At 50.7% G+C, this 24691-nt stretch carries 23 protein-coding genes; 17 read left to right on the top strand and 6 right to left on the bottom strand.

Annotation, left to right across the window (positions count from 1 at the left end; genetic code table 11):
• The first annotated feature begins 164 nt into the window (after window positions 1-164).
• Both H583_RS0126550 and H583_RS0126555 read left to right on the top strand, forming a co-directional pair.
• Window positions 165-1088 carry an ABC transporter ATP-binding protein gene (locus H583_RS0126550; RefSeq protein ID WP_028563129.1) on the top strand — a complete coding sequence of 308 codons (924 nt, stop codon included), beginning with the start codon at window positions 165-167 and terminating at the stop codon, window positions 1086-1088.
• Entirely contained in the window at window positions 1081-1884 is an 804-nt protein-coding gene (locus H583_RS0126555; RefSeq protein ID WP_028563130.1) for an ABC transporter permease, read from the top strand. Before H583_RS0126550 ends, H583_RS0126555 begins: the two co-directional genes overlap by 8 nt.
• A gap of 107 nt (window positions 1885-1991) precedes the next feature.
• Here H583_RS0126555 and H583_RS0126560 read toward each other — a convergent pair whose 3' ends face one another.
• Window positions 1992-2435, bottom strand: coding sequence for a bactofilin family protein (locus H583_RS0126560; protein WP_028563131.1), 444 nt, complete (start codon window positions 2433-2435; stop codon window positions 1992-1994).
• 182 nt (window positions 2436-2617) lie between these two features.
• Between H583_RS0126560 and cls the strand changes: the two genes are divergently transcribed.
• Window positions 2618-4045, top strand: a complete 1428-nt coding sequence (gene cls, locus H583_RS0126565; RefSeq protein WP_028563132.1) for a cardiolipin synthase — start codon at window positions 2618-2620, stop codon at window positions 4043-4045.
• A gap of 21 nt (window positions 4046-4066) precedes the next feature.
• Here cls and ligD read toward each other — a convergent pair whose 3' ends face one another.
• Window positions 4067-4957: a non-homologous end-joining DNA ligase gene (ligD, locus tag H583_RS0126570; RefSeq protein ID WP_028563133.1), complete on the bottom strand. Its 891-nt coding sequence runs from the start codon at window positions 4955-4957 to the stop codon at window positions 4067-4069.
• A gap of 47 nt (window positions 4958-5004) precedes the next feature.
• Here ligD and H583_RS0126575 point away from each other — a divergent pair, with 47 nt between their 5' ends.
• Window positions 5005-5946, top strand: a complete 942-nt coding sequence (locus H583_RS0126575) for an ATP-dependent DNA ligase (RefSeq protein WP_028563134.1) — start codon at window positions 5005-5007, stop codon at window positions 5944-5946.
• A 64-nt stretch (window positions 5947-6010) separates the two neighbouring features.
• On the opposite strand, the gene ku is transcribed toward H583_RS0126575, so the two are convergent.
• Window positions 6011-6880 (bottom strand): non-homologous end joining protein Ku, encoded by an 870-nt coding sequence (gene ku, locus H583_RS0126580; RefSeq protein ID WP_028563135.1) that lies wholly within the window; start codon window positions 6878-6880, stop codon window positions 6011-6013.
• Between the two features lie 147 nt (window positions 6881-7027).
• On the opposite strand from ku, the gene H583_RS0126585 reads away from it, so the two are divergent.
• The 9 genes from H583_RS0126585 to tsaD all read left to right on the top strand — a co-directional run bounded on the left by H583_RS0126585 (window position 7028) and on the right by tsaD (window position 16020).
• A complete protein-coding gene (locus H583_RS0126585) occupies window positions 7028-7231 on the top strand; it encodes a hypothetical protein (protein WP_028563136.1) in 204 nt (67 codons plus the stop codon).
• Between the two features lie 255 nt (window positions 7232-7486).
• Window positions 7487-8302 (top strand): polysaccharide deacetylase family protein, encoded by an 816-nt coding sequence (locus tag H583_RS0126590; RefSeq protein ID WP_028563137.1) that lies wholly within the window; start codon window positions 7487-7489, stop codon window positions 8300-8302.
• 162 nt (window positions 8303-8464) lie between these two features.
• Entirely contained in the window at window positions 8465-10837 is a 2373-nt protein-coding gene (locus tag H583_RS0126595; RefSeq protein ID WP_161631223.1) for a YcdB/YcdC domain-containing protein, read from the top strand.
• Window positions 10838-11002: 165 nt separating this feature from the next.
• Window positions 11003-11872: a YitT family protein gene (locus H583_RS0126600; protein WP_028563139.1), complete on the top strand. Its 870-nt coding sequence runs from the start codon at window positions 11003-11005 to the stop codon at window positions 11870-11872.
• A gap of 83 nt (window positions 11873-11955) precedes the next feature.
• Window positions 11956-13053, top strand: a complete 1098-nt coding sequence (thiL, locus tag H583_RS0126605; RefSeq protein ID WP_028563140.1) for a thiamine-phosphate kinase — start codon at window positions 11956-11958, stop codon at window positions 13051-13053.
• A 5-nt stretch (window positions 13054-13058) separates the two neighbouring features.
• The gene (gene tsaE / locus H583_RS0126610) at window positions 13059-13553 is read left to right on the top strand and encodes a tRNA (adenosine(37)-N6)-threonylcarbamoyltransferase complex ATPase subunit type 1 TsaE (RefSeq protein WP_028563141.1); all 495 of its coding nucleotides are present in this window, start codon (window positions 13059-13061) and stop codon (window positions 13551-13553) included.
• Window positions 13550-14377 carry a tRNA (adenosine(37)-N6)-threonylcarbamoyltransferase complex dimerization subunit type 1 TsaB gene (tsaB, locus tag H583_RS0126615; RefSeq protein WP_028563142.1) on the top strand — a complete coding sequence of 276 codons (828 nt, stop codon included), beginning with the start codon at window positions 13550-13552 and terminating at the stop codon, window positions 14375-14377. Before tsaE ends, tsaB begins: the two co-directional genes overlap by 4 nt.
• Before the next feature lie 115 nt (window positions 14378-14492).
• Window positions 14493-14966: a ribosomal protein S18-alanine N-acetyltransferase gene (gene rimI / locus H583_RS0126620; RefSeq protein WP_028563143.1), complete on the top strand. Its 474-nt coding sequence runs from the start codon at window positions 14493-14495 to the stop codon at window positions 14964-14966.
• A complete protein-coding gene (tsaD, locus tag H583_RS0126625) occupies window positions 14953-16020 on the top strand; it encodes a tRNA (adenosine(37)-N6)-threonylcarbamoyltransferase complex transferase subunit TsaD (protein ID WP_051237060.1) in 1068 nt (355 codons plus the stop codon). Before rimI ends, tsaD begins: the two co-directional genes overlap by 14 nt.
• Window positions 16021-16172: 152 nt before the next feature.
• Here the strand turns inward: tsaD and H583_RS0126630 are convergent, their stop codons facing one another.
• Window positions 16173-17249, bottom strand: a complete 1077-nt coding sequence (locus tag H583_RS0126630; RefSeq protein ID WP_028563145.1) for a phosphodiester glycosidase family protein — start codon at window positions 17247-17249, stop codon at window positions 16173-16175.
• Window positions 17246-17671 (bottom strand): hypothetical protein, encoded by a 426-nt coding sequence (locus H583_RS0126635; protein WP_028563146.1) that lies wholly within the window; start codon window positions 17669-17671, stop codon window positions 17246-17248. The genes H583_RS0126630 and H583_RS0126635 overlap by 4 nt, the downstream gene beginning before the upstream one ends.
• 666 nt (window positions 17672-18337) lie before the next feature.
• On the opposite strand from H583_RS0126635, the gene H583_RS0126640 reads away from it, so the two are divergent.
• Together H583_RS0126640 and H583_RS0126645 are read left to right on the top strand one after the other, a co-directional pair.
• Window positions 18338-19360, top strand: coding sequence for a methionine ABC transporter ATP-binding protein (locus tag H583_RS0126640; RefSeq protein ID WP_028563147.1), 1023 nt, complete (start codon window positions 18338-18340; stop codon window positions 19358-19360).
• Window positions 19357-20016 (top strand): methionine ABC transporter permease, encoded by a 660-nt coding sequence (locus H583_RS0126645; protein ID WP_028563148.1) that lies wholly within the window; start codon window positions 19357-19359, stop codon window positions 20014-20016. The genes H583_RS0126640 and H583_RS0126645 overlap by 4 nt, the downstream gene beginning before the upstream one ends.
• Window positions 20017-20120: 104 nt before the next feature.
• On the opposite strand, the gene H583_RS0126650 is transcribed toward H583_RS0126645, so the two are convergent.
• Entirely contained in the window at window positions 20121-21476 is a 1356-nt protein-coding gene (locus tag H583_RS0126650) for an LLM class flavin-dependent oxidoreductase (RefSeq protein WP_028563149.1), read from the bottom strand.
• Window positions 21477-21788: 312 nt separating this feature from the next.
• On the opposite strand from H583_RS0126650, the gene H583_RS34430 reads away from it, so the two are divergent.
• Both H583_RS34430 and H583_RS34435 read left to right on the top strand, forming a co-directional pair.
• Window positions 21789-22670, top strand: a complete 882-nt coding sequence (locus H583_RS34430) for a MetQ/NlpA family ABC transporter substrate-binding protein (protein ID WP_036711170.1) — start codon at window positions 21789-21791, stop codon at window positions 22668-22670.
• Between the two features lie 199 nt (window positions 22671-22869).
• Complete coding sequence (locus H583_RS34435) at window positions 22870-24459, top strand: FAD-dependent oxidoreductase (protein WP_051237062.1); 1590 nt, start codon at window positions 22870-22872, stop codon at window positions 24457-24459.
• Window positions 24460-24691: the final 232 nt, after the last annotated feature.

A 24691-nucleotide genomic window follows, 5' to 3' on the forward strand; every position in this document is an offset into this window, starting at 1 on the left:
AAGGTTCGCTAGCGGCCAGTGCCGTAAGCGAACCTTAATTTTTATTAAACTGCCTTTCTTTGGTTATTGTCCTTGGTTATAATGGGTAAAGTCTTAATACAGTCTGCAAGGCAAATTGCTACGATTTGTAGTGATTTTATTTTTGAAATTACAGGAGGTTATCTATGCAGCAGCATATGGATGAGCCGGTAGTCAGACTCCAGGGCGTAACCAAGCGGATTGGCAGACGGACCATTATTGACAAGCTCACGCTGGATGTGCCGCAGGGAGAGGTCTTTGGCTTTCTGGGGCCAAACGGATCAGGGAAGACGACAACGATCCGGATGATGGTCGGGCTTATGAAGCTGACCGAGGGAGAGATTATTGTCCGGGGACACCGGATCAGCTCACAATTCGAGCAGGCGATCAAGCATGTCGGCGCCATTGTAGAGAACCCGGAAATGTATAAATATTTGAGCGGCTATGACAATCTGTTGCATTACGCACGCATGTTTCCAGGCGTTACCAAACAACGTATTGACGAGGTTATCGAGCTGGTGGGGTTAAAAGCCAGAATTCATGACAAGGTCAAGACATATTCACTGGGGATGAGGCAACGTCTTGGGGTTGCGCAGGCGATATTGCACAAACCTGCACTGCTTATCCTTGATGAGCCGACCAACGGGCTTGATCCTGCGGGAATACGTGAATTGAGGGATTATTTGCGCAGACTGGCTGTAGAAGAGAATACTTCAGTATTTGTCTCCAGTCACTTGTTATCGGAGATGGAGTTGATGTGCGACCGGGTGGCGATCATTCAGGCTGGCAAGCTGATCGATATTCGCCAGGTTCATCGTTCCGGCAGCGAGCCTGAGGCAGCTCAAGTGGCTTTTGAAGTCGATCAGGCAAGCGAAGCTGCTCAGTTGCTGTCTGATTTGGAGGCCGTGCATCAGGAGAACCGGATTCTGGTTACCGCAGACCGTGAGCAGATTGCCCGGATTAACGCAAGGCTCGTATCGGCGGGAATTAAAGTATTCAGCATTCGTCCGCTCACCAAATCTCTTGAGGACCAGTTCCTGGAAGTGACAGGAGGGGAACAGATTGTTTAATTTCATACAGCTTATCCGAAATGAGAACATGAAGATTTACCGCCGTCCCCGTACATGGGTCATGCTTTTCATTCTGATCGCGATTTCACTTGCTGTCAGCATCATGGCGTATGCTTTCCCGGATGGGGCGAATGGGGAGCTTCCTTCCATGTGGCTGCCATTCCAGATCAGTACTATGCTGGGGATAAATATTGTGACGATATTTGCAGTCGTTATTGCAGCGGAGACAGTTGCCGGGGAATTCAGCTCCGGAACGATCAAGCTGTTGCTGATCCGGCCATGGTCCCGCTCGAAGATTCTGCTGTCCAAATACTTGACTCTGCTGCTGTTCGCAGTACTGTTTATGGCTCTTTTTCTGGTATGGAATTTTGCGGTTAACTGGCTGTTTTTTGGTGCCGATACCGCAGCGGTAAGGGGTATTGACCAATTGCCTGCGCTGAATTTTTTCCTCCAGTATTACGGGTATGAATTTATCAGTCTGGTAATGGTGGTGACCCTGTCCTTCCTCGTCTCGACGGTATTTCGCAGCGGCAGCTTTGCGATTGGGCTGTCCATATTCTTATTGTTTGGCGGCCAGCTGCTGACAGGCATTCTCAGCCTGATGAATTACCCGTGGGTGAAATATGTAATATTCATGAACCTGAGACTCAGTGATTACTTGAACGGGGGGAACATGTTTGCCCGTGCGGAGCAGGAAATGACCCTCGGATTCTCGCTGTCCGTTCTTGCCGTCTATTATGTCATCTTTATTGCAATCACCTGGTATATCTTTAAAAAACGGGATGTTGCGACCTAAGCATAAAACGGGACTATGAATCAAAACAAGCCCCTGTGCAAATTAACGGACAATCCGTTTATTTGCACAGGGGCTATTTGATATTTCATCCGGCACAACAATATGTACTACCCGGCCTGCAGCGCCTTTTTATCTTTTCCCTTGCTCTCCTGCTCCGCGCGCGGCTTGTCGGTATTGGGGGCAAGCGGCGCACCGGAGGAGACAGAAGGCTTTTCCATCAGACAGGTACCGTTCAGCACGCCGCCCTCCTGAATAACCAAGGAGTGGGCCGTCGTACTGCCATGAAGCTGGCCGGAGGCTGTAATCGTCAGCACCCCTCTTGTATGCACTTCCCCGTACACAACGCCGGCAATGGTCACGTCCTGTGCAGAAATGCTTGACTTGCATACCCCGTATTCCCCGACAATGACATCGCCCTTGCATTCAATATCCCCGTGATACTCGCCCTCAATCCGGATTCCGGTCTCGCAATGGAACTTTCCCTCTGCCTTCGTGCCCTGGCCAATCAGCGTTTCCATGGATGATAATCTCTGCTTGTGATCTTTGAACATCGATTCCCTTCCTCCTTTGCTGATATGGTGCTTTCTAAGCTATTTATTCATAACTTGGTCAAAATAGACCAAACATTCGCGGCTTAGCCGATTCAACCTTTTCCGAATCTGTTTTAACAAGTATAGAGGCCGCAGGACAGGTCAAAGCTAGCAAGGTAGGAGCATAGGGAAGGAGAAACGCGATGATTTGGGTCATAATAGCCTTGCTAGTCATTATATTTCAAGTTCTGACCATTCTGATTGCCGAATATCGCAATCCGTCCAAGGCCGTCGCATGGCAGCTGATTTTATTCGTCTTCCCGCTGATCGGTTTTGTAACCTACTACTTTATGGCGAAGGAATTTCAGAGAAAACGGACGGTACGCCGTCAAGGCATTGTCTCTCCGGAACTTCGTCTTCGTGCACTTCGGCGAACAAAGCTTGTTCACCGCATACATGAGCTGGGTGATGGCGAATTCATCCATCAGGAGAGGCTGTTCCGTCTGCTGCAAAGCTTCAGCATGTCGCCCATAACGTCCTGCAATGATATTGAAGTGCTTCAAAACGGAGAAGAAACCTATGCCCGAATCTTGGAGGCCATTGAACAGGCAAGGGATCATATTCATATGGAATATTACACCATCCGCGATGATCAGATCGGGCAGCGCTTCAAGGAGGCTCTAATACGAAAAGCTAAGGACGGCGTCAAGGTAAGAATCATTTATGACGGAGTCGGGAGCTATGAGACGCATGGCGCTTACTTCAATGAGCTTGAGGCTGCAGGCATACGAACCTGTTGCTTCCTGCCGCCGCGGCTGGCATTTTTCGAGAAACGGATGAATTACCGCAATCACCGCAAAATCGTGGTCATTGACGGCACAACAGGATTTCTTGGCGGGATAAATATCGGTGATGAATACTTGAACGGGAATCCGAAGCTGGGCTTTTGGAGAGATACGCATCTTAGGCTGTACGGGGATGCCGTCTATTCGCTGCAGGATATCTTTATGCGGGACTGGTGGTTTACAGCCAAGGAACGCTTGTCGGGACAGGAATTGTTCCCGGAGCATAATTGCAAGTCGGGTGAGCAGGTGCAGATTGTGTCCAGCGGGCCGGACAGCAGCGCCGATGCCGTACTGGAATGTTATTTTAATGCAATTGCAGTAGCCAAATCGAAAATTTTCATTACGTCGCCCTACTTTATCCCGGATTCCAGCCTGTTGATGGGGCTGCGGACTGCTGCGCTGAGCGGGGTGGATGTACGATTGATTATTCCTCAAATATGCGATTCCCGCCTTGTAATGCTTGCTTCACTCTCCTATGTGGAGGAATTGCTGGAGGCTGGTGTAAGAGTATATCGTTATCAGAAAGGGTTTATTCATTCGAAGACACTGATTGTCGACCGGCTGCTGACCTCAATCGGAACGGCGAATATGGATATGCGCAGCTTTTTCAGCAATTTTGAGCTGACAGCAATTTTGTTCAACCGGGAGGCTATTGAGCAGGTGGAGCAGGATTTCCGGCGTGACCTGCAGGCCAGTGAAGAACTTCGTCTATCCAGCTTTAAAAAGCGGCCCCGGCTGCACAAGATTGGCGAAGCGGTGTCACGGCTGCTGTCACCGCTGCTATAGGGATTGAAGCTGCTATTGTGCTCACCGTCCAATAAATTTCAAAATCGGACGCAAATTTTGCGCCGCAACGGAATCAAGCAGATCGCCCCGGCTATGCAGGCGCTGCATAATGTTCAACAGATGATAATCGGCAGGCTTCACATCCCGGCCAACCTCATCCCAGGTGAGCGGGGTGGAGACGCTCGCCGCCTTTTTCGCCCGTGGCGTGTAAGGTGCAGAAATGGTCTTGCCGCGGTAATGCTGCAAATAATCAAAATAAATCAGATCACCGCGATCCTTCTTCATCCGTTCAATCGTGAACAGCCCGGGGTGAGAGCGGGACAAATATTCCCCGACGAATTGTCCGATCCGGCGCAGTTCATCAAAGGTCAGATCCTGCTCAAGCGGCACAACAATTTGAACGCCGGTCGCCCCTGACGTTTTGGGAACGGATTGAATGCCGAGGGACAGCAGCAGCTTGCCGACATGAGAGGCGGCTTCCATAATTCTCGGTTCCTCTTCAAGTGAAGGATCAAGATCGATAATCCATTCGGTTGGCCGCTCAGGCTCATTGATCCGGTCGAAGGAAGCATGAAACTCCAGACAGGCCAGATTGCCAAGCCAAAGGAGCACGGGCAGCGAATCCAGATGAATATAGGCGATAGCGTCGAGCGGAGCAAGATGTACAAAGTCAGGCTGGGGCTGCGGACAATTTTTCTGATAAAAAAATTTGCCGTGAATGCCATTCGGGTAACGGATAGTAGTCAGGTAGCGGTTCTTGCAATGCTTGATCAGATATGGAGCCAGCTCGCCAAGCTTCTCCAGGTACACCAGCTTGGTAATGCCCATCTCCGGCCACAGCAGCTTGTCCGGATTGGATATTGTCAGCTCTTGTTCTTCGATCATAATGGAACCTTTGACCGCGGTTGGCATAGGTTTCAACTCCTTGTTACAAATGAATAGAAATGGGGGAACAAAGGATGGAGCTTGAACCGGTCATTCCGTTTGAACCGGTAATTGTAGATAACATTCCGTCAGGCAAGCAATGGGTCGGACAGGTGAAATGGGACGGTGTCCGCATGCTGCTTTATTATGATGGCACTCATGTGCGGCTTGTAAATCGCAGGTTGAATGACCGTACGGCCCAATACCCGGAGCTTCAGCAGATTGAACAATTTTGCACGGCACAATCTGTCATTCTGGATGGGGAAATCATTGCACTGGATCAGGGAAAGCCATCATTTCATCAGATTATGCGCCGTGACCGTGCACACAAGACGTCTTCTATCCCCGGATTGGTCAAGGAAGTTCCAATCACCTATATGCTGTTTGATGTCCTGTTCATAGATGGCCGCTGGGTGACAGACCTTCCCTTGCATAAGCGGCAGCAACTGCTTGAGAGCATTATCCGTCCCGGCGCAACAGTGCAACTGGTAACGAGCACCCCGGATTCCACAGCGCTGTATGACGTCATGGTGGCCCATCAGCTGGAAGGGATCGTTATTAAGGATTTGGACAGTCCTTATGCGGTCCAAGGCAAGGATGACCGCTGGCGGAAGAAAAAAAACATTCAGGATCTGACTGCGGCCGTTGGCGGCGTCACCTACCGCGGCAAGCAGGTAAATGCACTGCTCCTCGGACTCTATGATGCGGACGGGAAGCTGTGGTACATCGGCCACGCAGGCACAGGCAAGCTGAACACGGAGGACTGGGCTAATTTGACCCGTTTGACGAATGAACTCAAGGTTGCGGAGCGCCCGTTCGCCAACGTTCCTGAGCGCAGCAAAGAGGCAGTGTGGATAAAGCCGTGGCTGGCCGTCAAAGTGCATTATTTGGAATGGACCCGCCACAGCACGCTTCGCCAGCCCAGCATTCAGGCCGTGATTCAGGCTGATCCGGCATCTTGTACGTTTCAGCAATAACTTGTGCCTTTTCCGGGCTAGACCTGACCAATGACTCAGGGATCGTTTTCCATACCTGTTCTTCCTAAGATACGGTTTCTTTGGTTTTCGCTTTTGTCGACTTGGCTCCGGGCTTGGAAGGCTTTTTCACGGATACCTTCGCAGTTGTCGGCCCGTTTGCCGGATCGGTCTGAACAGCCTCCAGACTCGCTTGCAGAGCTGCCATCAGGTCAATAACATTGGCGCGCTGCTGTTCAGGAGCGACGTGTACTTCTTCTCCGGCAATCTTCTTGCCGATGACGTCCATCAGCCTGATCCGGTAATCATCCGTATACTTGGCAGGTTCAAAGGGGGTGGACAACTGGTCGATCAGCATTCGCGCCATCGTCAGCTCTTTATCATTGACATTGACCGCATCCGGAAGCCCGGGGACCTGGCTTACCGGGCGGATCTCATCCGGGTAGAAGACGGTCTCGATTGCCAGACAGTTGTCCAGCACACGGATAGCAGCAAGACTGCTCTTGGAACGGATTGATATTTTCGAAATGCCGATTTTGCCTGTATCGCGCATTGCTGCAAGCAGCAGGTTATAAGCGTTGCCGCCGGCCTGGTCGGGGGAAAGATAATACGTTTTTTGAAAATAAATCGGATCAATCTCATTCAAATCAACAAAGTCCAAAATTTGAATCGTCTTGGTCGCCTCTGAGGCAAGCGCATCAAGCTCATCTTTTTCAAACAGGACATAGCGTCCTTTTTCATACTCGTAGCCTTTGGAAATATCATCCCATTCCACATCGACCTCGCAATTTTTACACTGCCTGACGTAGCTGATCGGCCCCCCGCATACCTTATGAATCATTTTCATCGAGATGTCCTTATCCTCCGTAGCGGAGAACATTTTGACCGGCACATGCACGAGTCCAAAGCTGATTGCGCCCTTCCAAACCGTATGCATCACTGTTTCCTCCCGTAATTTGCCCTTGTTTTGAAGTTAGCTTGTCCATCCTGTATGAAAATGACTCAGGGCGGTTATATTTTGGGCAAGGGATGAAAGTCAATGTTCACCCGGTAATCTGTTTATTGCAGGAAGGAGGACATCATCATGTCAGAGCTCGGAAATTCGCCGCAAACGCCGCAAGCTGCCGCTGATATCTCGCATGAAGGGCGCGAGGATTATTTCATGGATATTGACCGGATGGTCAATGAGGGACTCGGGGGCGGCCAAGTGACACCCCACAATGGTCTGGTCGATGCTTCGACAACCGATACCATGGATGAGGAGCACCGTTCATTTACGGAGGAATAGGCAGGAGAAGATGTCTTGAGATAATCCTGTTATCTACTGCTGATAAGCCAGTCTGCACCTGATCTGCAGGCTGGCTTATTATTGTGATCTACGGTGTTGCCAAAATGCGATAGCGGGCACATATGCACCCGCTATTGATCAAAAACAGCCTCTCTTCAGAAACTGCCAGTTTGGTGTAACCAGGAAGGCATCTCGAATGGAAGAAGGCCAAACGGGCAACAATAGGCATAATATCAATGCAAGGGAGGAGCAACCATGAAGCAGTTTCGGAAAGCTGCGGTGCGAATTCTGGTGCTTGTCATGCTGTTGGCGCTGCCTGCGTGCTGCTTGGCTTCTGATCCTTCTACGGGACAGAAAAATAGCCAGGAGGTAAAAAAAAACAGCCTCTCCCTTCCGGCAATCAGAGAAGAGGAGACCGTTTTTAAGCCGCTTTCTCTGCCGGAGCTTCATGCCAAATACCCGGGAACCTTCGTTCTAAATGGCAAGCCTTACGGCCAAAGGGTCGCTTTAACCTTTGACGATGCGCCGGATAACAAATTCACCCCCCGAATTCTGGACATTTTAAAAAAGGAAGGCGTGAAGGCGACATTTTTTGTGCTGGGCAACCGGGCTGAGGCTTATCCGAAAGTAATGAACCGCATCGTCAGAGAGGGCCATATCATTGGCAATCATTCGTACAGCCATCCGAATATGAACAAGCTTAGCCTGGATGAATTCCGGAATGAGATGATCAGAACCGACCGGATTATTGCCGGGTTTACAGGATATGTACCGAGCTACATACGTCCTCCCTATGGGAATATTACCGAACCGCAAATCAGGTGGCTGGCAAAAAACCAGCGCAAGGCAGTGAACTGGAACGTGGATTCACTTGACTGGAAGGGGCTTAGCGCCAAAGATGTATGCGCCAATGTCCTGCCCCATGTCAGACCAGGGTCCATCATTCTCCAGCACTCGGGCAAGGGAGAGAATCTAAGTGGCAGTGTGGAGGCACTGCCGATTATAATTACCAAGCTGAGAAGCAAAGGCTATACGTTTGTCACCATAGCGGAGATGATACCAATCAAGTAGCAAATTAAATCAGGCAAACCTTTTTCCATTGAGAGTCGTACTGGAAAAAGGTTTTTTTGTATATATAGATATCGGGAAACATTTCAAATAGATATAACTGAAACCTTTTATGGGAAAATACGTAAATAAATAGACGAATTGAGGGAAAGGATGATGTTTGCTTTGAAGAAATCCGCAAGAAAAGACAGGGCAGTCAAGCTGGCTGTAGCCGGAACGTTAGGTTTGAGTCTCATGTACGGAGCGGCACAGCCGGGCTATGCGTCGGGATTAGATGCTGCATCCACAGTAATCCAAGGAAGCGGTTCAGGTTCAGTCTCCGAATCCGTAAAGGCCAGACCTGAAGGTCAGGAAAGTATGGATAGCGGGCAGATGGCCAAGGCCAAAATTTCCAAAGAGCAAGCGGAGCAAACCATGCGCAAGCTATTTCCGATTCTTCAACAGGCAAAGCTGGATTCGGTTACGTTGGAGAACACGAACCATGTTCCCAATTTTAATAGCGGAGCCATAGCCTGGGAAATGAGATGGACAATAAGCCACAAATCTAATAGCTCAGCCAGCTTCTCAACCCGTGTGGATGCCGTTTCGGGCGAGGTGCTGACCTACACCACCCCTTATGACAGAGAGGATAATCAAAGTTACTATCCGCCGAAAGTGTCAAACGCCGAAGCAGAGAAAATTGCGAGGCAAATCATTGAGAAGGCATCCGGCGGGAAGATCAGACAAGCCCAGCTTGTACAGGAGGATCCCAATTTCTATTGGGGCGAGCCCAAGCGGCTTTTTGGTCCCGTCCGTCATCATTTTAGCTACCATATTAAAGTAAACGGGATTAAGTCTGTTGAGAATGTTCAAGTTACCGTAGACGGCAATGGAGAAATCCGCGACTATCACCGCAGACCTGCCAACAGCCAATATCCGGCTGCTTCTGCCGGGATCAAACAGGACGAAGCAGAGAAATTATTCAAGGAGCAGGATAAGCTGGTGCTCCACTATGTGCCAGCGGACTGGTCGCCCGCCAATCTGCATGAAAAGTCAAAATGGATGCTGGCTTATGTGCCGTCAACTGTAGCCATTCAGCTTGATGCCCAAAGCGGCAAGCTGATTGAAACCCCCGGATTTGGAAATAGCGGCAGCGTATATGCCGATATTCCTGCCGCCACCGAGGTCTTCAAGCCCCATCAAGGCGGGCAGCTGACCGCTGAGCAGGCGGAGGAGACAATAAAGGCTGCAGTCGCTGTACCCTCTGATTTTACTCTTTCATCGCAGCGTTTGGGTGAGGATTACAGGGGTGGCAAAGGGCAGATGTGGAATTTAAGCTGGCAAAAGGGGCAATTCATGGGTGAGAATTTGAATGCCGTTGTGGATGCGTCAACAGGGGAAATCCGACACTTCTCCTTTTTCAAATATCCGAGGCACATCCTGGGAGACACAGCAGATCAGGAGGCTCCAAAAGTCAAAAAAACTTCGGTCACTGAGCAGCAAGCACGGGATACTGCGTTGAAGCTGATTGTTAAGCTGTACCCCAATGCCAGGGAAGAATTAAAGCTGATTAATGCTGAAGGGCTAAGAAAAGCAGACAACAGCTTTGGGGATCAGGAGGATCGGTTTCAATATACGTTCCAGAGCTTCTATAAAGGCACTCCGCTCTTGCGGAACACGGTGACCGTGTCACTGGATGCGGACGGCAAGCTGTCTGCTTACCATAATGAGACTGTAAAACTGGATGGACTTGGAGCCTCGCTTGATCTGTTAACAGCAAAGATCTCAGAGGAAGCTGCCCGCAGCAGCTATCATGCGGAACTGAAAGCCGAATTGACCTATGAAGCCTTCATCGACGGTATCAAGCTCATTTACAAACCGTTGATAAGAGGGGGCAGGGCCGCTCATGTAATTGATGCGCAGACAGGTGAAATCAAGCTTTTGTTCAACAGGGATGGAGGTTTAGGGGCGGAGCAGACTTCTATACCGGCAGATATTGAAGGCCACTGGGCCAATAGCCAAATCACCACACTCATTAACTACGGCTTGCTCAAGCCGGATCCGGATGGACGTATACACCCGGACTCGTCCATCCGTTACGGAGATTGGATGAATATGATCAGGCGGGGCGTATACGGGGAGCATGATGGTTATCTGCGTTCAGAAGAAAAGCATTTTGCCGATGTTCAGGAGGACAGCGAGTTCAAAGGAGGGGTTGATTTCTTTGTGGAGAACAGCTGGCTAAAGGCTAACCCCGGTAATAAGCTCAATCCGGGCAGGACGCTAACCCGGGGTGAACTGTCGATACTGCTGGCAAACATGCTGAAATACGGGAAGCTTGCTGAACATATGACCGATGATGTCCGGATTGCCTCCTTGAAGGATTCCGATAAAATCAAAAACAAGGGTGCGGCCGCAATCGTCTCGAATCTCGGCCTGCTGACCCCGTCAGGCGGCAGGTTCAACCCGGATGCCCCTGTCACCAAGGCACAGGCTGCTGTGGTGATGATGCGGCTTGTTGAGCTGCAAGGCAAGACAGATACTGCTATCCTCTATTAGAATCGCCTGACAGAGAACTGTTCCTCACGCGCAGAGGAGCAGTTCTTTTTTATTCCTGAATATGCTCGGGCGGCTGTCCGCCCGGTTGCCCCAAAGGAAATTCTTTATCAATCGGCCGGATTCATATAAAATAATAGGGAGACGAGAAAAGGGGAGCCGTGTAAAATGGCAACACATCAGCATCTTAAATTGACCAAGCTGGATGTCATGTTCCGGATTTTATTTATTACACTCGGAGCATCTCTGATGGCTGTGGCGTTAGAAATTTTTCTGGTACCCAACAATATTATTGATGGTGGAATTGTAGGCATATCCATTATTGTCTCCCATTTGACCAATCTGCCGCTGGGCATGTTTCTGTTTTTGCTTAATCTCCCGTTTTTGTTTCTGGGTTACAAACAAATCGGGAAAACTTTTGCGATGTCGACGCTGTACGGAGTCACCGTCATGTCGGTAGATACGGCACTGCTGCATTCCGTGCCACCGCTGACCAGCAACCTGTTTCTGGTTACCGTATTTGGAGGTGTACTGCTAGGTGTTGGGGTCGGGCTGGTCATCCGGTTCGGCGGCTCGCTGGACGGGACAGAGATTGTAGCGATACTCATTAATAAAAAATCTCCCTTCTCTGTAGGCGAGATTGTCATGTTCTTCAACTTCTTTATTATGATTACAGCGGGCTTCGTATTTACCTGGGACCGTGCGATGTATTCACTGATTGCTTACTACATTGCATTCAAGCTGATCGACGTTACGCTGGAGGGCTTTGATGAATCCAAGGCGGTATGGATAATTAGCGAAGAATCGACTGAGATCGGCTCCGCCATTATGGACCGGCTGGGGCGTGGGGTAACCTATCTGAACGGGGAGGGTGCCTTTACGGGTTCCAGTAAACGGGTCATCTTCTGCGTCATTAACCGTCTGGAGGAAGCCAAGCTCAAGTCGATTGTTCAGGAGCTGGACTCCCAGGCCTTTGTAGCGATCGGCAATATCCATGATGTGAAGGGCGGCCGATTCAAGAAGAAGGATATTCACTAATCACAGGGTCTGGTTGCGGACGGATGATCTGGCCGCTATAATGTGATCAATAATTCGGACAGCAGGTTAAGGGAGGGGAACGCTTGGATGAATTTGCAGGCATACGCAGCTGGACAGAGAACCGCCAGCAGAAATCCTGGCAGCAGGAACGCGGAGTTGTTGTTGGCATAGGCGATGACGCAGCAGTTGTCGAGGCAACGCCGGGAAAAGGCGGTACGGGTTCCACTTCGTCCTGGCAGAGCCTGATTACCGTGGATACGATGGTCGAGACGATTCACTTCAACGACTTGACCATGCTGGAAGAGGATGTTGGATATAAGGCGCTGGCAGCCAATATTAGCGATATCGCGGCAATGGGCGGGATACCGCGGCATGCGGTTATATCTGTCAGCGTCCCTCCTTCATACAGCCCCCAGAGGGTAAAGCAAATTTATGACGGGCTGTATGCCTGTGCAAATCAATATGGGGTTGCAATTGTAGGCGGAGATACGACTTCTTCGCCTTCGCATTTGGTGCTGGCAGTGACGCTGACAGGTATTATCGAATCGGGACGCAGCGTATACCGCTCTGGAGCACAGCCGGGCGATGCTGTTTTCGTTACCGGATTGCTCGGGATGTCCGCAGCAGGACTGGATTATTTGATGAAGCTCCCGGAGAAATACGGGAAGGTTGTGCCGTATAGGGAACTGGCTGCGACAGCCCAGAAGATGGCCGATACAGAGGGTGCAGGAGCGCTGGTGCGTCATCACAGGCGTCCGCAGCCTTCGGTAGCGGCAGGGAGGCTGCTCATCTCTCAAGGGGCATGCCATGCGCTCAATGATGTCAGTGACGGACTTGCAAGCGAAGCCTGGGAGCTGGCTGAATCCTCTCAGGTTTCGATTGTGCTTAGTGAGCATTTGCTTCCGCGCAGTGCCAGTCTCCTTCATTACGCGGAGCAGACCGGCAAAAATCCGGTTGACTGGATGCTGTACGGCGGAGAGGACTATGTGCTTGTCGGCACAATGCCGGAGGCAGATCTGGAGCAAGCCAAAGAGGAGCTAAATCGTCAGGGGATTCCACTGTACCGCATCGGCCGGGTTGAATCCGGGGCACCCGGGGTATGGATGTACGGCAGTGACGGCGGAGAACGAACAGCAATTTTGAAACGGGGCTATAACCATTTTTCTGAAAGCAACAGGTGAGCAGAATGTCTAAATTGGAAGTAATGAAGATTGACTGGACGGCGCATTCCGAACAGGATACCATTCAGCTGGCCGGATGGCTGGGCAGTCGTGCGCTGCCGGGTACGATGCTTGCTCTGGATGGCGACCTGGGAGCCGGGAAGACGAGATTTTCCCAGGCCTTTGCAGCTGCCATCGGAGTGACGGCTATTGTGAACAGCCCGACCTTTACAATAATTAAGGAATATGCAGGCAGCAAGCTGCCTTTTTATCATATGGATGTATACCGGATTTCCCTGGGGGAAGCGGACGATCTTGGGCTGGATGATTACTTTTTCGGTGAAGGGGCAACGATTGTAGAATGGGCCAGTATTATCGGGCCGGTCTTGCCGGAGTGCCGGCTTGACCTGTATATCGAGCATTTGGGCGGCGAAGCCCGCCGATTCATGCTCACAGGTCACGGTGAGCCTTATGTGTCCTGGTGCAGGGAGCTCGGTACGTTAGGAGGCGTTAGCATATGAACGAACAAGTAAAAGCAGGCCAGGCGGAACACAAGAAGACCACTGGCTGTCCGCTGGTGCTGGCAATCGATACCTCGACAGCTGTCATGGCTGCTTCATTAATGGAGGGCGAGCGGGTGCTGGGGGAACTGAACTCCATGTCCGAGCGGAATCACTCCGTATACAGTGTTGCCAGCCTGCAGCAGCTGCTCAAGCAGGCTGGCAAGTCTCATTCCGAGCTTGACGCAATTATTGTTGGCTGCGGGCCGGGCTCTTACACCGGAATGAGAATCGCGGTGACAATCGGCAAGACCCTGGCATGGGTGTGGAATAAGCCGTTGGTCAGCGTATCCTCACTGGAGGGGCTGGCCTATGGAGCTTTACAGCGTGCTGCAGGTGATGAGAACGTCTTGCGCTGGGTCATTCCGCTTATGGATGCCCGCCGCGGGCAAGTATATACGGCTGCTTTTGCCGCCGGTACTGACGGCCAGTGGGAGCGGGTAGCCAGTGATGGCATCCGGCTGATGGCCGATTGGGCGGATGAACTGGCGCGGCTGGTGAAGGATGGAGATGGACGGCAGCTCCCGCAGGAGATTATTTTTGCCGGTGAACTGGAGCTTCATCAGGAGCAGGCAGATCGATTTGCCGGAATGAGCGGCTCCCTCAAGGTACTGTCTGCCGCCTATACGCTTGAGGGAAGCCATATTGCCCGCCTCGGGCAGGACAAGCTGCACCGCGGCGAGTTGAGCGCCCCGCACACATTAGTACCCAACTATACGCAGCTGGCAGAAGCGGAAGTGAAGCTGCTCGCAGCCAGAGGCGGGGAGGTGCAGCCGCGTGTCTGAGACGAAGAATTGTGCTGCAGGAGCAGACAGTCTGCTTTGCACAGGGAAGGCCACTGCGAATACGGCGGGAGTTCAAAGCAAGGACGAGGGGCAGACTGCCGTTCAGCCTGAGCGGCTGATCTTCCGTTCCATGCAATTGGAGGATGTGCCGGTTATTTGTCAAATCGAACAGCAAGCCTTCACAAGCCCATGGACAGCGGAAGCATTTATCAATGAACTGACGAACAACCATTTTGCCCGCTATATGGTGATGGAGTGGGAAGACAAAGTGATTGGCTATGGCGGCATGTGGACCATTATGGATGAGGCGCATGTGACTAATATTGCCGTGTGTGAAGGCTACCGCGGCCAGGGGCTGGGGGAGCGGCTGCTCCACGAGCTGCAGCGGACAGCGGTGTTTTTTGGCGCGGGGCGTATGACATTGGAGGTGCGGGTCAGCAATGAACCCGCCAAAAATTTGTACCGGAAGCTCGGATTTGAGCCTTCGGGCGTAAGACCGGGCTATTACTCCGATAACGGAGAAGACGCTCTGATTATGTGGGCAGAGCTGGATCAGGTAAAGGCAGGTGCTCAAGATGACGAAGACTAAACTGGCTGCCGCCTGTGAGGAAATTATTTTGGCAATCGAAACCAGCTGTGATGAAACCTCAGTAGCGGTCGTCCGCGGCGGGAGCGAGGTATTGTCCAATATTGTCTCCAGCCAAATCGAGACGCACAAGCAATTTGGCGGGGTCGTCCCCGAAATTGCATCGCGCAAGCACGTGGAATCGATCACGCTGATTATGGAAGAAGCTGTCCGCAAGGCCGGCATTACACTGCAGGATATTGATGCGGTTGCCGTCACCCAGGGGCCCGGACTTGTCGGCGCATTGCTGGTAGGCCTTGTAGCTGCCAAAAGTCTGGCGATGGCGCTTGATGTTCCCTTGATTGGGACGCATCATATTGCCGGTCATATTTATGCGAACAAGCTGGTGCATGACATGGTGTATCCTTCGGTGGCCCTCGTCGTCTCCGGCGGACATACGGAACTGGTCGTGCTGGAGCGTGAGGGCGTATTCCGTATTATCGGACGTACCAGGGATGATGCAGTCGGCGAGGCTTATGACAAGGTAGCGCGCTCGCTCAAGTTCCCCTACCCGGGCGGCCCGCATGTGGACAAGCTGGCCCAGAGCGCGGATGAGGCGTTGACCCTGCCGAGAGCCTGGCTGGAGCCGGATTCCTATGATTTCAGCTTCAGCGGGTTAAAATCCGCGGTGTTGGCGGCGATTAACCAGGCGAATATGAAGGGCCAGACTCTCGATCCTGGAGCGCTTGCACGCGGCTTTCAGGAATCGGTTATTGAGGTGCTCGTAGAGAAGGCGATTCGCGCCGTTCATGCCTATGATGCCAAGCAGCTGCTGCTGTGCGGTGGAGTGGCAGCCAACGGCGGACTGAGGGCTGCGCTGCAGGCCCGCTGTGAGAAGGAGAATATGCCGCTGCTCATTCCGCCGATGTCGTTGTGTACGGATAATGCGGCCATGATTGCAGCAGCTGCTCACCTGAAATGGGAACGCGGGCAATTCTCTGAGCTGGATATGAAGGCTGATCCGATGCTTTCCCTGGAGGAATGGTCGGTATGTGAGCTTGAGAAGAGCGAGGCTTAACCGCTTTTTATAGCTTATAGACAGGCTGCTTCGTTTTTAAATATGGATGGTAACCCTAACAGGAAGGCCATCCTTCGGCAAACGTCTTGATCACGTCTGCCGAAGGATGGCCTTATTTGCGTATACAGAATTGATATGCAGTACCAGGGGGATCAGGAGAAAAGAACAAAATTCGTCGCCAGTTTGCGGAGTGTCCCGTCCGAAGGCTTGTTAATTACCTGTCCGTTGAAAACGAGCGTCGATGAACCGCCTCCGTCGAGATTGTAGGCGTCCACTGCACCGTAACGCTGGAGCAGAATTTGCAGCTCGGCAAGCGATGCGCCCGAATTGCCCTGCTCATCAGCGGCGTCCGTTACAAGAAACAACAGCTGGTCATCCTTGTAATTGGCGATGACGGTACGTGCTGCCCGCTTCGGACTGGTTTGCCATTTTGAAGGGATCGCCTGTTTGTTGCCGTTTTTCAGCAAAATAGGGACAAAGGATGCACCGAACTGGGCTTGTTCCTTATCAAGCTGATTCCGGCTGTTATATTTATTGCCGACCAGCTTCAAGTCTTTGTTAACGCCGACAAAGAACAAATCTGAGAAGGAAGGCTCGAAGCCATTTACATACTCTCCGTCCACGATTGTCGTACTCAGCGGGTAGCGCGAGCCCTGCTGGTCAGCGAAACCGCCGGCATTGATGCCTGCTGCAGCATTCGTCCGGCGTACTGCGGCAAGTGTCGTTTCTGCGCCGCCATACTTGTCGTTGCCGAGCACCATGGACATGGCCTCGCTGGATTTGAGCTTCACCTTCAGCGCATAGCCCTTGAAGTTCTCTGCATTCACATAGAAGAGCTGGGCGCGCATACGGTCGGTATCGAGTGTCTGTGACGGCTTACCGAGCTTGGAGCTGATCCGGGTATCATAAATTTTCAGCGGCCTGTCCGCCTGAAGGCTGGCCGTTTTGGCGATGGTGCTTACATTTTTATTCGTTTCATTATAGAGCCATGCTGTTTTTTTCATCGATGCCGAGATTGTGGATGCAATCCCGTGCGCTTCATCCAGCTTCTCATCAAGCACAGCACTGCCGGAGCTGATTTGCGCCGTGGTATAGGCGGGCGGCTCGGGAAATGCAGCAGGAGACAGCTCGGTTGTAAATGGGGAGCACAGCAGCCAGATGAGCATGCCTGCGAACGGAGCGCAAACAAGCAGTCCCAGCCGGTTTATGTATTTGACCGTAACCATCATTTCAGCACTTCCAGGTTTTTCTCAAGCTCATTCAGCTTTTTCTTCACTTCATTAATCTGGGTGTAGAGCTTGTTGCTGTTGTCGGTTTTGTCGCTGGCGTTGTCCTTGGTGAAGGTAAGCAGCTCATTCAGTGCTTCGACCTTGCTCCCCAAAGTGGAAATTTCATCTGCAAAAGCTTTCTCCACAGCTCCAATTCGTTCCTCGTAATGCTGCTGCATGACAGCCATTTGGGCGGCCGTTTGAGCCTCCAAGCGGGCGGTCAGTGCCTGTTTCGTGCGGTCCGTATACCATATGGTTCCGGCCACTCCGCAAATAATCAGGATCACCCATACGCCAAGAAACACATAGACCGGTCGCTTGGCATTGTTGCGGTGTTTTCTCTCATGGGGCTGAGGCGCGTTCGTCTGTAATTCAGTATTCATTTTTTGTGCAAAAATCTCCTTTACTTGAATTGCAAAAGGCCTGTCGAGTCCAGTCAAGCCCTTTCTTTGCTGCTGTAATCGTGCTTCGCCGAGTCTGCTCCCAGTCAAGCTGTGCGGCAGGCTCCCGATTAGAAACTGTACTAGCTTAGACGGTAAACAAAGGGAAAAGTTGCGGAATTCATGTGAGCTTTAATTGGATGGGAAATTTGCCCCCAGAGCAGCCCGCAGGAATGGGGATAAGTGAGTGATGATTCCTTTAGAGCGAATTGTTATCCACATATACATCTGTGTATATAGGTATATTTTGTGGATAACATTATAAATTTCTTTTTCAGTGGATAACTTCTAATTATGTATGATATTGTCCGCTTTTTTATATGGTGAGGATTGCATATGTACCTGGATTCCGGGTTTATCAATCCTGAATTTTATTTTTCTTGAATACCTGTCATCAGGCTCTTATCCGTCGATTTACAGCGGAATTCTTTTACAAAAAATAGATTTACATTGTATTCCTATAATGATAGTATGATTTAAAATGATTGGAGAATTGACCGGACCCTACGAAGTGACGGTTCCCAGGCCTGCCTTTACGGGCGGGCTGTATCAGCATCAAGTGAACGACTGTTGTTCTAATCTTGTTTAATGGCCGGGAGGAACTGCACGATGATAGAACTGGTGGATGTGTATAAAACATACAAGAGGGGCGAGAGCTCCATTGAGGCGCTGCGGGGCGTAAGTCTAAGAGCGGAAAAAGGGGATATATTCGGTGTCATCGGATACAGCGGGGCGGGGAAAAGTACATTGATCCGTCTGGTTAATTATCTGGAAAAACCTACGAAAGGGCAGGTAATTGTAGAAGGTCAGCCTCTCGATCAATATAGTGTTCATGAGCTTCGGAACGTGAAGAAAAAAATCGGCATGATTTTTCAGCATTTTAATTTGCTGGAGTCGAAAACGGTGTACGATAATATCGCCATTCCGCTTGTACTTGTCAAAAAAAGCAAGTCCGAGATTAGACAGCGTGTCACAGAGCTGCTGGATTTCGTCGGGCTGAGCGACAAGGCAGGGAGTTACCCGAAGGAACTGTCAGGCGGACAAAAGCAGCGTGTCGGTATCGCCAGAGCGCTCGCCGGCAATCCTACCATTCTTCTGTGTGATGAAGCAACTTCTGCACTTGACCCCCAGACGACACAATCGATTTTGGCGCTGCTGAAGAGAATCAGCGAGACGTATCCGATCACTATACTAATGATTACACATGAGATGGCAGTCATTCAACAGATTTGCAACAAGGTAGCCGTAATGGAAGACGGCATCATTATCGAGCAAGGAAATGTGCTGGATGTATTCGGGAGCCCCCGGCATGAGACCACACGCAATTTTGTGCGGACTGTCATTCGCAACACCGTACCGTCGAGTGTTATTCAGACGCTGAAGGCAGAAGGGCAGCGGCGGCTGTTCAAGCTTGAATTCATCGGGCAGTCTGCGTCGGAGCCGGTTATTAACGGTCTTATTCGCAATTATAATGTGCAGGTCAATATATTGTTCGCCAATATGACGGAGATTCAAGCGACAACACTGGGAAATATGATTATTCAGCTTCAAGGCGAGGATAGGGTTATTGATCAGGCAGCCCGATTTTTACAGGACCAAGGCGTATATATAGAGGAGGTTGATTCCGTATGATGGACACGACAATTACGGCGGATCAGATTATTAAGGCCTTGCAGGAAACACTGACAATGGTCGGCGTCTCGCTTCTGTTCGGTTCCCTGCTGGGAGTTCCGTTAGGCATTCTGCTGGTAGTCGGAAGGCCGGGCGGAGTCATAGAGAGCAAGCTGGTCTACAGCATTCTCAATCCGGTCATTAATATTGTCCGGTCGCTGCCTTTTATTATTTTGCTCGTAGCCATTATCCCGTTCACAAGATTTGTTGTACAAACCTCTATTGGCACCACTGCGGCTATCGTTCCGCTCGTGATTTATATTGCGCCTTATATCGCAAGGCTTGTCGAAAATTCATTGTTGGAGGTGAATCCGGGCATTCTGGAAGCAGCAGAATCCATGGGTGCAACCCCTTTCCAGGTCATCTGGCATTTTTTGCTCCCGGAAGCATTCGCCTCGCTCATTCTTACCTTTACAACAGCTACAATTACGCTGATTGGAGCCACGGCGATGGCCGGGACAGTCGGCGGCGGCGGGATCGGGGATTTGGCTATTACCTATGGGTACCAGCGCTTCGATACCTTTGTTATGATTGTGACCGTCCTGATCTTGCTCGTTCTGGTGCAGGGAATTCAATCAATAGGGAACCGGATGGGACGCAAGGCCCGCCGGGAATAACGGGATTGATATGCTAGCAGTTATGGGCTGTTAAAGCACAAAATGATCCGGCAGGCCAAGCCTGCCGGATCATTTCAATATGGAAGATGATAAGCCTTCGGCTTCTACAGCGCATGGCTGGTCCGGGATCTTTGTCCCGTATAGCGGTTTTCCGGGATGGACAGTCCAAGATGTCCGCGCAGCGTTGTCTCCGTATACTCGGTCCGATAGATTCCGCGCTCCTGCAGAATCGGCACAACAAGGTCTACAAAGTCAGTGAGGCTGTCCGGCAAAGCAGGCGGGATGAAGATAAAGCCGTCACAAGCGCTATTTTCAAACCAGTATGTCAAGGTATCGGCGACCTGCTCGGGAGTTCCGCGAAGCGATCCATTCGTTGCCACATTGCTGATTTTGGAATAGAGCTGGCCGATTGTCAGATTTTCTTCACGGATTATTTTTTGGATCATTTCGAAATCGCTCTGAATGCTGTTGACTTCCCGCCAGGCCACTTCTGATGCAGGTGTATCCAGGTTATAAGCGGTCAAGTCAACGTTGCCTACATACCCGGACAAGAATCGCAGTGCCTGCTCCTGGATGATTGTAGATTCCAGCAGCGCCGCTTTCTCAGCGGCTTCAGCCTCAGTCCGGCCGATAATCGGAGATATGCCTTGCAAAATCAGAAGCTCAGTCTCCTTGCGGCCATACTTCGCCATGCGGCCCTTCAATTGCTTGTAGAAGCTGCGGGCGTCCTCAAAGGATTTCTTGTGGCTGAACACCGCTTCGGCTGTTCTCGCAGCAAACTCCTGTCCGGGTATGGATGAGCCAGCCTGGAACAGTACCGGATGCCCCTGCGGGGTCCGGCCGATATTCAGCGGCCCCCGAACCTGGAAGAATTCGCCCTCGTAATTGAGCAGATGCACCTTGTCAGGATCATAGAATTGTCCGGTCTCCTTGTTGCGGATAAAGGCGTCCTCTTCCCAGGAATCCCACAGTCCCTTGACCACATCGATAAATTCCTCCGCAATCTTGTACCGGTCATCATGCAGAGTATGCTCCTTCCGGCTAAAATTCAATGCCGTAAGTCCGGTTGCATCGGCTGTTGTTACCACATTCCATCCGGCTCTTCCGCCGCTGATGATATCCACAGAAGCGAACTGCCGGGCCAAGGTGTAAGGCTCGTTATAGGTAGTGGAGGCTGTAGCTACAACACCAATATGAGTCGTTGCCCCCGCAATGGCCGTAATGAGTACAGTAGGGTCAAAACGGTTCAGAATTTGTGAATGTGAATTTTCATCAATTGCCAGACTGTCTGCGATAAAGGCGGCATCGAACAGTCCTCTTTCCGCTTCAAGCGCGATTTTTTTATAAAAGCCGACATCAATGCTGGCATCGGCCTGAGCTTGCGGCAGGCGCCAGGAGCCGATATGCATGCCGGTTCCGACAATATAAAGTCCGATTTTAATTTGTCTTTGGGCAGACATCGATTTCATCCTCTCCGTAAATCTGATTGCGTTCAAAATTAACGTTGGAAAGCGGCAAAGACAAACAGGCAGCAAAGCAAATGAAGAAATCTCAAGTTTAAGCATAGTTAAATTTTTAAACATAGTTAATAAATTGGTTTACTCAGTTTTAATTTGAAATTATGATACCTCAGATCTGAGTGGAAATCAATTCCTCAATTGAATAAAAAATGATTGACATTCAGAGTAAAGTTGATATGATCTTAATAAATCTTATGTGTTTACTTGGTTTTAGTAATTCTATCTCCATCTTACTATTTAGGGGGCGTTCATATGGACAAGCCGTTTCGGCAAGGAAAGCTATTGTTAACGGCATTAATCTTGGTAACAGTCTTGGCAATATCGGCATGCAGCAATAAAGGGGCGGGTTCAGGTAACGAAAATTCACTCAAAGTAGGGACGACCGATATTCAGGCTGATCTGTGGAATTTTATCCGGGATGAGGCCAAGGCAGACGGCCTGAACATTGAGGTAGTCACTCTAACAGGCCAGGTGGATTTGAATCAGTCGCTTGCTGACGGGGATTTGGACGCGAATGCATTCCAGCATATTGCCTATCTGACAAGCTGGAATGGCATTCATAAAGCTTCACTCGCTGCTGCGGATACGACAATCATTGCGCCGCTCGGCATTTACGCTAAAAATATCAAAGACCTTAAGGAAATTAAGGAGGGCGCGAAAATAGCCATCCCGAACGACCAGACGAATCTGGTCCGGGCTCTAAAGCTTCTCGAATCCGCCAAACTGATCAAGCTTCAGGAAGGATTCGATGCTGCCAAGGGAGGCGTAGACCAGATTGCGGACAATCCGCTTAAGCTGAACATCATTACAGCACAGAGCGGCATGCTCCCACGGGTGCTGGATGATGTGGCAGCAGCCATTATTAACAATGGGGTTGCCCTCCAGGCAGGCTATAAGCTGAACTCATCCCTGTATCATGAGAATGAGGCCGATACCGCATATATTAATGTTGTAGCTACGACAGAGGGCATTTTGAAGGACAAGCCGGAAGCGTTCAAAAAGCTGAATGCAGTGCTTCATTCGCAAAAGGTCAGCGACTACATTCAGACCAGATATGAAGGGAACTTTATTCCGGTAACCCGCCAGATTGACGAGGTTGTGGAAGCTTTCAAAAAGGAAAACGAAACGCCTTAGACGAAATCATAAGATAATTGGAAATATTAATAATCAAGGTTTATATGCTTCCTGGTCTTGTATGGCGGATGCCGTGCAGGACTGGGGAGCTTCTTTGCTTTAACGGACCCAAGACAATGTTAGCGGATTCCAGTGAATATCCTGGATTGGAAATGGAGCAGAATAAGCTGAATGTGAATATAGAAAGGAAGAGACTCTGATGGCCCAAAATTTGCCCAATTCAATTGAGCTGCCGCAGTTTCCGGAATCGTATTGGATCGCTTCGACACCTTTTCGCACCTATCCGAAGCTGCAAGATTCAATTTCAGTCGATGCTGTCATTGTGGGAGCCGGGCTCACTGGTGTTACGACGGCTTACCTGCTGGCCAAGGAAGGTCTGCAAGTAGCCCTGCTGGATGCCGGAACCATTGCCACCGGGACAAGCGGGCATACAACCGCAAAAATAACCGCGCAGCATGACCTGATTTACGACGAATTCATCAGCCATTTTGGAACTGAACAGGCGCGGCTGTACTACGAAGCGAACCATCAGGCGCTTCAATGGATGAAGGAGCTTATCCGGCGGGAGCGTATTGATTGTGATTTCCAAGAGCAGGATGCTTATTTGTACACCACTGCGGGAGATATGGCGGGTAAGCTGGAGCAGGAATTTCGTGCTTATGAGAAACTGGGCATTCCCGGCTCTTATGTGGACCAGGTGCCGCTGGATCCGCTTGGTGTGAAGGCGGCTGTCGTAATGCCCGGCCAGGCGCAATTTCACCCGTTGCGCTACTTGCGTTACTTATTAGGAGAATTTGCAGCTTTGGGCGGACAAATCTATGAGCAGACCGAAGCGACTGGTGTCGAGAGCGGGGAACGCCCCCGGGTGTTGACAAAAGAAGGACACCGGGTAACCGGGCACTACGTGGTGGCGGCTACCCATTACCCGTTTCACGAAGGGATGGGACTTTATTTTGCCAGGATGCACCCGGAGAGATCCTATGCGATTGCTTGTCCTCTCCCGGATGAACAGGCAGATTATCCGGGCGGGATGTATTTGAATGTGGATGATCCAAAGCGCTCGGTGCGTAGCGTCCAGATCGGCGGGAAGCATGCATTGCTGCTCGGAGGGGAAGGCCATCAGACCGGCCAGGGAATTTGCACCCATCGCCATTATGAAGCGCTCCAGCAATTTGCACAACAAACATTTGGCCTGTCTGCTATCTCGTACCGGTGGTCGGCACAGGATCTGATTTCCTTGGACAAGCTGCCTTACATCGGCCCGGTTACAGCGGGCAATGACCGGGTTCTGGTGGCGACCGGCTATCGCAAATGGGGGATGACAACCTCCGCCGTTGCTGCCCATCTGCTCAAGGACTACATCACTGAACGATCAGATGAAAATCCTTATCGGGAATTGTTCACGCCTTCCCGCTTCAATGCTGACCCTGGCCTAAAGACATTGCTCGTTGAAACAGGCGATGTTATCAAGCATCTTGTGACGGGCAAGCTGGAGTGGGCAAAAACAATGCCAGAGGACATCGGCCCGGATCGGGGTGCTGTTGTAATGATAAATGGAAGAAGAGCCGGCGCTTATCGCGAACCGGAAGGCAAGCTGCATGTGCTGGACACGACGTGCACCCATATGGGCTGCGAAGTGGAATGGAATGAGGGAGAACGCTCATGGGATTGCCCATGCCACGGGTCTAGGTTTTCCTTTGAAGGCGAGGTATTGAACGGCCCGGCCAAAAAGCCGCTTTCCCGTATTGATTATATGGAGATCACCGCAGGTGAGCTGGAGAGGACGTAATCCGCCAGCTTATTCGGGCGTAATGAAAAGTAAAGATTGATACAGGCTCCCATGGCGCAGACAGGTGATGATAAAGCCAACTGCCGTAAAGGGAGCCTGATTGTTATGTGCAGGTAAAATCACGCGCCTGTGATTATATTGCCGATACCTTCAGCGGGTTCCTTGCTGCTTTTTGGATGCGACAAGAGTAAGAAAGGGTTGTAGACAAGTTTATACACATATTCAGAATTTT

Source organism: Paenibacillus pinihumi DSM 23905 = JCM 16419 (assembly GCF_000422505.1).
Classification (GTDB): domain Bacteria; phylum Bacillota; class Bacilli; order Paenibacillales; family Paenibacillaceae; genus Paenibacillus_D; species Paenibacillus_D pinihumi.